At 40.9% G+C, this 8,466-nt stretch carries 5 protein-coding genes and 6 pseudogenes; 7 read left to right on the top strand and 4 right to left on the bottom strand.

The features are described 5' to 3' along the window. A partial coding sequence (locus tag AACQ83_RS22765; protein ID WP_112879716.1) for an IS630 family transposase occupies window positions 1-516 on the top strand: 516 nt, incomplete at its 5' end. Window positions 517-622: 106 nt separating this feature from the next. On the opposite strand, the gene hemN is transcribed toward AACQ83_RS22765, so the two are convergent. Continuing rightward, window positions 623-1,996: an oxygen-independent coproporphyrinogen III oxidase gene (gene hemN / locus AACQ83_RS22760; RefSeq protein WP_112879714.1), complete on the bottom strand. Its 1,374-nt coding sequence runs from the start codon at window positions 1,994-1,996 to the stop codon at window positions 623-625. 193 nt (window positions 1,997-2,189) lie between these two features. Continuing rightward, window positions 2,190-2,699, bottom strand: a complete 510-nt coding sequence (yihI, locus tag AACQ83_RS22755; protein ID WP_112879712.1) for a Der GTPase-activating protein YihI — start codon at window positions 2,697-2,699, stop codon at window positions 2,190-2,192. Window positions 2,700-2,892: 193 nt separating this feature from the next. Between yihI and AACQ83_RS22750 the strand changes: the two genes are divergently transcribed. Beyond that, the gene (locus tag AACQ83_RS22750) at window positions 2,893-4,356 is read left to right on the top strand and encodes an ArnT family glycosyltransferase (protein ID WP_112879711.1); all 1,464 of its coding nucleotides are present in this window, start codon (window positions 2,893-2,895) and stop codon (window positions 4,354-4,356) included. A 157-nt stretch (window positions 4,357-4,513) separates the two neighbouring features. Here the strand turns inward: AACQ83_RS22750 and AACQ83_RS22745 are convergent. Together AACQ83_RS22745 and AACQ83_RS22740 are read right to left on the bottom strand one after the other, a co-directional pair. Further along, window positions 4,514-4,621 (bottom strand): annotated as a pseudogene (locus AACQ83_RS22745) (transposase); the annotation flags it as partial. A gap of 240 nt (window positions 4,622-4,861) precedes the next feature. Further along, window positions 4,862-5,368 (bottom strand): annotated as a pseudogene (locus AACQ83_RS22740) (IS982 family transposase); the annotation flags it as partial. An 8-nt stretch (window positions 5,369-5,376) separates the two neighbouring features. On the opposite strand from AACQ83_RS22740, the pseudogene AACQ83_RS24810 reads away from it, so the two are divergent. From AACQ83_RS24810 to AACQ83_RS22715, 5 genes and pseudogenes are all read left to right on the top strand, one after another. Then, a pseudogene (locus AACQ83_RS24810) lies at window positions 5,377-5,781 on the top strand (transposase); the annotation flags it as partial. A gap of 625 nt (window positions 5,782-6,406) precedes the next feature. Further along, window positions 6,407-6,622, top strand: coding sequence for a hypothetical protein (locus tag AACQ83_RS22730; protein ID WP_112879709.1), 216 nt, complete (start codon window positions 6,407-6,409; stop codon window positions 6,620-6,622). Between the two features lie 478 nt (window positions 6,623-7,100). Then, a pseudogene (locus tag AACQ83_RS22725) lies at window positions 7,101-7,696 on the top strand (colicin V secretion protein CvaA); the annotation flags it as partial. Window positions 7,697-7,828: 132 nt separating this feature from the next. After that, window positions 7,829-8,084 (top strand): annotated as a pseudogene (locus AACQ83_RS22720) (transposase); the annotation flags it as partial. Window positions 8,085-8,341: 257 nt separating this feature from the next. After that, window positions 8,342-8,466: pseudogene (locus tag AACQ83_RS22715) on the top strand (IS630 family transposase); the annotation flags it as partial.

Genomic DNA, 8,466 nt, shown 5'->3' with positions numbered 1-8,466 from the left:
CCCACGCAGGGGACGAAACTGGCTTATGGCTGGATGCGTAAAGGTCAGAAAACCGCGGTGAAAACCACGGGAAGCCGTACCCGTCTGAACCTGATGGGTGCCCTTAATCTGGCTGATATTAGTAAAATGGTCGTACGCGAGTATGACCGTATCGACAGTTATCACATCGCCGAGTTTTTCATTGCCATCCGTGAGACCTATCCGGTCAGTCAGAAGGTTCATATTATCCTTGACGGAGCCAGTTACCACCGAAGCAGGCTGGTGAAAGACTGGGCTTATGTGATGAATATTGAGCTTCATTACCTGCCACCGTACAGCCCGAATCTGAACCCGATAGAAAGGCTGTGGAAGGTGATGAATGAACAAATCAGGAATAACCGTTATTTCGCCTCGACGACCTTGTTCAAGCAAGCAATACATCGCTTTTTTACGGAAATATTACCGGAACTGGCCGGGAACCTGTCGTGCCGTATTAATGACAACTTCCAGGTTATGAATCCTGCATCTTCAAGTTAAGCGGGTATAGGTAAATGAGGTTAAGTAAAAACTATAAAACCGGATACCCAAATGTAAAATAAAAAGAGGTTAAAACCTTCTTATTTAAAAATCATGCTCTGAACAATCAAATCACCCTTGAAAACTGACGCTGGTGAATCTGTTGGCGTAAATAAATATCAAAACACATACAGATATTACGAATCAGTAACCGGCCTCGTGGCGTTACCCAAATCTGTTTCTCATTCACTTCAACCAATCCATCTTCAACCAATGGCGCTAATAATTGCAAATCTTCTGCGAAATAGCGGGTAAAACTCAGCCCATATTGCTGCTCAATATCGGCAAAATTTAGACGGAAATTACAGATAAGCGCTTTAATAACATCACGGCGAATACAATCATCTCGGGACAAAGTTAAACCACGCCATAAAGCATGCCCCTGTTTTTCTAATTCCGCATAATAGGTTTTTAACTCTTTTTGATTTTGGCAATAGCTATCGCCCAACATACTGATAGCAGAAACTCCCAAGCCTAGCAGGTCACACTCTTCCTGAGTGGTATAACCCTGAAAATTGCGATGTAATTTCCCTTCCCGCTGAGCGACTGCCAGTTCATCATCCGGGCGAGCAAAATGGTCCATGCCGATAAACTGATAACCATTATTTGTCAGCGTTGCAATTGTTTCTTGCAATATATCCAGCTTTTGCTCGGCACTCGGTAAATCATGCGCTTTGATTTTACGTTGAGCAGCAAATAAGTTCGGCAAATGAGCATAATTGAAAATACTCATTCTATCCGGTGACAATGCTAATACTCGCTCCAGAGTGAAAGCAAAGCTCTCTGGTGTTTGTTTCGGCAGACCATAGATCAGGTCAATACTAGTGGAATTAAAACCCGTTTTGCGGGCACGGGCAACCAAAGCAAAGATAAACTCTTCATCCTGTTCACGGTTCACCAGATGCTGAACTTCTTTATTGAAATCCTGCACACCCATGCTCAGACGGTTAAAACCTTTATTGCGCAAGTGATCAATCATATCCAGTTCAATTTCACGTGGGTCAATTTCAATGGAAATTTCAGCATCTGGCAGAAAATCAAAATGGTTACGCAACAATCCCGTCAATTTACTGATTTGGTCTTTATCAAGGTAGGTTGGTGTACCACCACCCCAATGCATCTGACTCACTTTACGGCCAGAAAACAACTTTGCCCGGTCACGAATTTCCCGTTCAAGCCATTGCAAATATTCATCCGCTTTATGCTTTTGACGGGTGACCAGTTTATTACAACCACAGAAATAACAGAGCTTATGGCAAAACGGGATATGGAGGTAGAGAGAAAGCGGTCGTTCAGGGTAACAGGTAGCAGCCTGGATAAATGCTGCATTGTCATACTGTTGATTGAATTCCAGCGCCGTAGGATATGAAGTATAACGAGGGCCGGAATAATTGTATTTCTGGATCAAAGGCAGATCCCAAACGATGGCTTGCTCAGACATGCTTATCCCTTCCGATGTTTTTGCCCATCAAAACGTAACGCTTTCATATGCTTAATATGTTGCGCCGTTGTGACTCTGCGCAGCCGGGTTTTACGCCGCGATAATCGCCATAGTTTACCCAATAACCATAGCAAATAACATACTAATAGTATGGTTATTAGGATCAACCCGCCTCTGATCATGGGAGATTAAATTATTTACCTTTCAACAGTTGCATAATGTCATCTTGCTTCTCTTCTTCACTCTCTTCCTCATCCAGCTTAATACCTAACTCTTCCATCAGAGCATCAATCCGATCCAGCGTAGTGTCAACATAAGCATGCTCTTCTTTAGACAGACTTTCGCCATTTTCCAGACGCTCTAACAATGCATCCAGACGATCGTCGTTTTCCAGCATCGCCAACTCTTCTTGTAGCGACAGACGTGGTTTTGTCTCGACTTTATTAGCAATGACAGGTTTTGTCGGTTGTTCTCCAACGATCAGCGGAACAGGTACTTTACTGCCAAGACGTGGATCACGTTGCTGTTTGCCTGACTGATGTTTATCACCGCTCTGCTCCTGATTGCGGTTACCGGGCGGATTGCCGCGATGTTTTTTCTCACGCTTACGTGCACGCCCTTCCGCATTCAATTCTTCGCGGTTTTTTCTTTTCTGTTTACTAGCAGATGTTTTGGCTGGTGCTTTTTTCTTTAACGGGTTCATAGCCGGTTACTCAGTTTGGTTTATCAGGGTATTGCTGCGCCGGAATCTAGCAGAAACGGCACATATAGAAAAGCGCCGTGAATAACTCTTTATCTTTTAAAAAATATAGCCAAAAATCTCTTATCATTCATGCATGGTTTAACCATCAACAAATATTCTATTACTCTTAGCTTTCAATAAATGATAAATCGATATGCCTATTTTTGATACTTCTTGCTATAAATACGTTTACTTGTGGGTAGTTGGTTATGCTTTGTTATGGATGATAGTGAGTTATTCATTCGACCCAACCGTCCCTTATGATGCCGTCGAAGCATTGAACTGGGGAAAAAACGGCGAATGGGGTTCACCTAAAAATCCGTGGTTAGTGGGTGTAATGATGCTGCCTGCTATCCATATAAGCGGTGTTTCATTGAGTTTTTACTGGTATTTCATTCACTTTATTGCTATCGCGATTGGCATGCTCGGTGTATGGCATCTGGCGTTCCGGCTAACAAGGAAAAAAGAGCTGGCATGGCTTGCCATGCTGACATTGAACCTATCCGGTATTATTAACTTTGATATTATTCCTTACAACGATAATTATCTGCTAATTATGCTATGGCCGTGGGCTATGCTGTTCTTTCTACGAGCCGTGTATGACAATCCGCGTTGGTGGCTGGCATTTGCCCTCAGTTCCGGGCTGGCAGCAATGGGGAAATACTCCACATTGGCACTGGTTGGTTCGGTTTTTCTGTTGACTCTATTTGTGCCTAAAGTTCGACAATGTTACCGCCAACCCGCGCTCTATATCGCACTGGTTATCTGGTTTGTGCTGGTATTGCCTAATTTCTGGTGGCTATGGAACAATGATTTTGCCGCTTTCAAATGGGTAGATTCACAAATAGATAATGGATTTAATCTACACACTACCCGATCGTTATTATCGGTATTTTATCCGCTGATTATCGTTGGCATTATTATCTATCAGCTTGGCGGCCGTATTAGCTGGCCGAAGGAGCAACCGAACCGATTGGTAAACATTATCATCTTGTTGCCATTACTGATTATCTACTGCTGGTTCTCATTCAATAAGGGGGGAAGAATGACAGAATGGCTGCACCCCTTTATGTCCGTTTCATCAGCGCTGTTGGTTGGTTCTATTACTCGTTTTCCACAGAAATCATTACGCAATACCCTGAGAGGGCTGATTGTCGTCGCAGGGTTGATTCTGATGGGATATGTACTGATTATGGCAGCCAATATTCGCGGTGCCGGCCATAAATTCGAAGGTATCAAAGATTTTTCCTGGCAACTAGAACAACGCTGGCATCAACGCTATTCGACACCGCTCCATTATGTCGGGGGCGAATACTTGCATCAGTGGCTGACTGTTTACGCGCCAAGTCAGCCAGAGACTATTCAACCTTGGATATCAGGAGAGCAGGCACCCAATATCTACAACCGCCATGTTAAGGAAAGCGATATTATACGTGACGGTGCTATTCTGGTAGGTGCAAAGGGAAAAACCTGCGAACAAGAAGATTTTCACAGTGTTTTGCAAGACTGGTCAAAATTAAGAATAAATAGTAAGGAAGAATTTCTTTTCCAGCCCGAACCTGAAACGAAACCAATACTGATCTGTGTAGGTTTTGTGTCACCGGAAAAATATCAGTAGTTTTCTCTGAAATTTGAAAGCCTGATTTAACAGGCTTTCAACACTTCATACACCGTTAATGCGTATCTACAAATACCATTTTCAATACAAACAATAACGTCACCATCACCACACAAGGACTGATTTCACGCCAGCGGCCAGTTCCGGTTTTCATGGCGCAATAAGCAATGAGTCCGCCCAAAACCGTTAATAAGAACCCTTTTACACTACGATGGCGTGAGTGTTCTATCTGAGAGATATTTTTCAATTGGTCATTAATGGGTTGAGTAGGCCGCGGGAACTGCCCCCGCAACCTCTCGACTCATACCGCTCCCATCAGCAAACACACCTGTCATTCCTGCCCGCCAATAGGCAAACAACCCCTTATGCTTCTTTACGGCAGCCGCTTGAGGGGGTTTGAAGCCAGCTTCCGACAGCGGACTTCGATGGGCCTGCCACCCTCTCCTCCTGAGCTTATGCTACATACTGGCTGCGTTCCCTATGCTGCTAGTTTGTATGCCTGCGGCACACTTTCTATAATAAAACGTTTTGATAACATCAGTTTGTCCCATGCAGCAAGAACTTGTGCTTTCATATTACGCCTCTTTTTAGTAATGAAAGTCACTTCTGCCTTCGCTAAGTCATTGACGAGAGGTTGACTGAGATAACCTTTATCTGCGTAAAGAGAGCCGCTTAATCCTTTAGTCAAGTCACGCACAGGTTCTCGGATCCACATTGTCTGCCGTGAGTTTGACCGAGATGATTTCACCTTGATGATTAATGACCAAATGTAATTTGAACCCATAAAACCATCCCATCGTGTTTTTTCCTCGTTTCGCCATCCCCCTCAAAGACCTTATGACGGGGAATGCGAATATGATGGCAAACACGAAGGCTTGTGGAATCGATAAAAACAATCCCTGTTGGTTTGAGTCAAGTAACTACAAAACGGAACTAAAACAGAAGACGCAATCCCAACGAAACGGGTATAGCTGAGTCAAGCCGGAAAATCTTTGTGATGATACTGCCAAATATCCGTAAATCAGCAAAAACTGGCGAACCCACTGAGAAAACCTCAACACGCTCTTCAGGTATCCGCCCGATATCCGCAAGGCAGTCTATACAACAAACGCGATAGAATCGCTGAACAGCGTCATCAGACAGGCAATAAAGAAGTGTAAGGTGTTCCCGACAGACAGCGCAGTGCGTAAAGTGATTTATACCCTATAGATTTCAAGATGCATCGCGACGGCAAGGGAGTGAATCCCCGGGAGCATAGCTAACTATGTGACTGGGGTGAACGAGTACAGCCAACAAAGAGGCAACTTGAAAGATAACGGGTATAGGCAAGCCTCGAAAAAATGGAACAGACCAATCTACAACTGACGACAGGCCATGAACCGTTTTATTATTGAGTTCGGTGATCGTCTGAACGATCATCTTTAAATAGAAGACAATTACACCGAACTATTTACAAAGTCCTTCCAGATTAACGATGTTGCACTTATTATGTTAATCTACCTATTTAAAATACCACCTTATTTTGAGTTATTTTTAAACCAAGACTGTTTATTGATCACACCCACTGTGTGATCAATAAACAAACAGCCATATTCTCATCCTGAAAGAAACAGGAGGTATTCCGTTTATTAGAAACGTAAATTATTACCCTTTGAATAACATAATTTTGATTATAATAGGAGTTTTTATGACATTTTATTCCTTTGCCTTTTCCCCTATTCTTATTTCAGTTTTAGGATACATATTATATATACATAATCACGTAAGGAAAGATAACATCAGCAAGCAAATTCAGTATCTATTACTTTTTTCTTTTTTCGTCTGTTTATCTTACCCATTATTCAGTATTTTTATATTCAAATCTTTCAATATATTTGACAGCGTTACATTATTTTCTATAATATCATCAATACTATCGATAGTTATAAATGCAATAATTCTTTATTTATATAGGGAATTAAAATAATGAAAGAACTGTCACAAAATGAGTTGGCAATTATTTCTGGTGCTTCAAATCTAGCAAAAGATATGGCAAAAGGAGCAGCCGCGGGTGCATCAGGGGGGGGCAACAGCAGGTGCAATATTCGGTCCTCCAGGAGCTGGCGCAGGGGCTCTACGTGGAGCAGTGAGTGGAGCAATTGGTGGCGCAATAAAACCTGTATTTGAAGCGGGTATAAATTCTTTTCCAAAAAATGCTTTTCCATTGCCTGTTCAAATGCCTACTTTTCCAATGAATCCAAGTTGGGTTACACAAAGACCAAGATAATAACTTCATTGGAAAATCATATTTCTACTATTCATAATAGAAATAAGAAATAAATTTTTTGTAATAGCCCTGGTATTGCCTGGGGCTATCTTTGTTTAGATAGAATAAGCTATTATTTAATCGTACAATCTTCACAAATTCAAGGTGTGGTGTTTCTTTACCTATAATTTTAACTTCATGACAGCAGTGATTTCGATGCTCTACAGTGAGCCAGAAACATGAATGTCTTTTAAAATAAAACCAGGATCCGTCAGATGTGGTTAAGAAAATCATAATAAGTGATAACTTAAATTAAATAATTAGCCCAAAAGCCCATAAGAAGCTTACTTGACATTATGAAGATCTAGTGGCATAGATTAGCGACTTAGTGATAAATCATAATGCATTGACAACAAAATAGACAACAGCACGAAAGAAAACAGTGCGCGGATTCACAATAACAATAGTTGAGAATCATAGTTTTAATTTGGAGGTTTCATTGTTTCGTCAACAGGTGATTGAGAATAGGAAAAAAAAGTGGCGTGGAAAAGCTATTCTGCTACCGGGCATATCCCCTTGGTTAGTCAGTATGTTTAGTCTTTTTTTTCTTATTACTTTTCTTATAGTTATCATCTTTGGTACATATACGAGAAGAGTGAGTGTTACCGGAGAAATTACCACTTATCCTCGAGCAGTCAGTGTTTATTCTGGAGTGCAGGGATTTGTGGTAAAACAATTTGTTAGTGAAGGACAAATCGTAAAAAAAGGTCAACCAATTTATCAAATTGATGTCAGTAAAAGCACGCGTAGTGGCGTTGTCAGCGACAATCAAAGGAAAGACATTATAAACCAGTAGCTAAAGATTGATAAAATGATTACACGGCTTAAAGAAAACAAAAAAACCACACTAGAAACATTAGAAAAAAAAGAAACAATATACTGAATCATTTAAACATTCTTCTGAAATAATTAAACGAGCAGAAGAAGGCATAAATATAGCAAAAAAATATGGAGAATTATCAGATTTATCAGGCCAAGGGATTGATTAATAAAGATCAGTTAACCAATCAAGTTGCAAATTATTATCAACAACAAATTAAATATTACTCGAGTGATCATTGCTCATAGGGAATCAACTATTGCTTCAGTCGATAGGGTTATCCCTCTAATATAATCTGAACTAGTTCAGTCGTTATATGTAAGAGAGCATGCAAAACAATACAACATGTGCTGGACGTGTCGGATTTTAAACACTATCGAATCAACCATAGCACGGAGTTTGTAGACAGTAAAAATGGTCAAAATCATATCAATGAGATAGAGAATTTTTGGAACCAGTCTAAAACGTCATATGCGTAAATTTAATGGCATACCAAAGGAGCATTTTGCGCTGTTTCTCAAGGAGTGTGAGTGGAGATTTAATACACCGGGTGTAAAAGACCAATTACATATTCTAAAACAAATAGTTAAGGGGAAAATATAATCGTTATCTAGGACAGCCCTTTAATAAATAATCTCTCTATCATTAAAATAGGGAGATTATGCCTTAGATATATATACCCTATGGATTTCAAGATGCATCGCGACGGCAAGGGAGTGAATCCCCGGGAGCATAGATAACGATGTGACCGGGGTGAGCGAGTGCAGCCAACAAAGAGACAACTTGAAAGATGACGGGTATATACCCGTAATCATTGAAGATGCTTGATTTTATCCGAAATGGAGATCATTATCCTCGCTATGAAAATATTTATTACATCAGAACAAAAAATCAAACTTGAGCATCTTCACGACACCACTCGTGATGGTCAGGTACGAGACAGAATAAAAGCTATCCTTCTGGCTTCTGAAGGGTGGAGTTCTGT

Source organism: Photorhabdus sp. S10-54, assembly GCF_963878145.1.
In the GTDB taxonomy this organism is placed as follows: domain Bacteria; phylum Pseudomonadota; class Gammaproteobacteria; order Enterobacterales; family Enterobacteriaceae; genus Photorhabdus; species Photorhabdus kayaii.
This window is presented reverse-complemented; position numbering and strand designations above follow the sequence as displayed.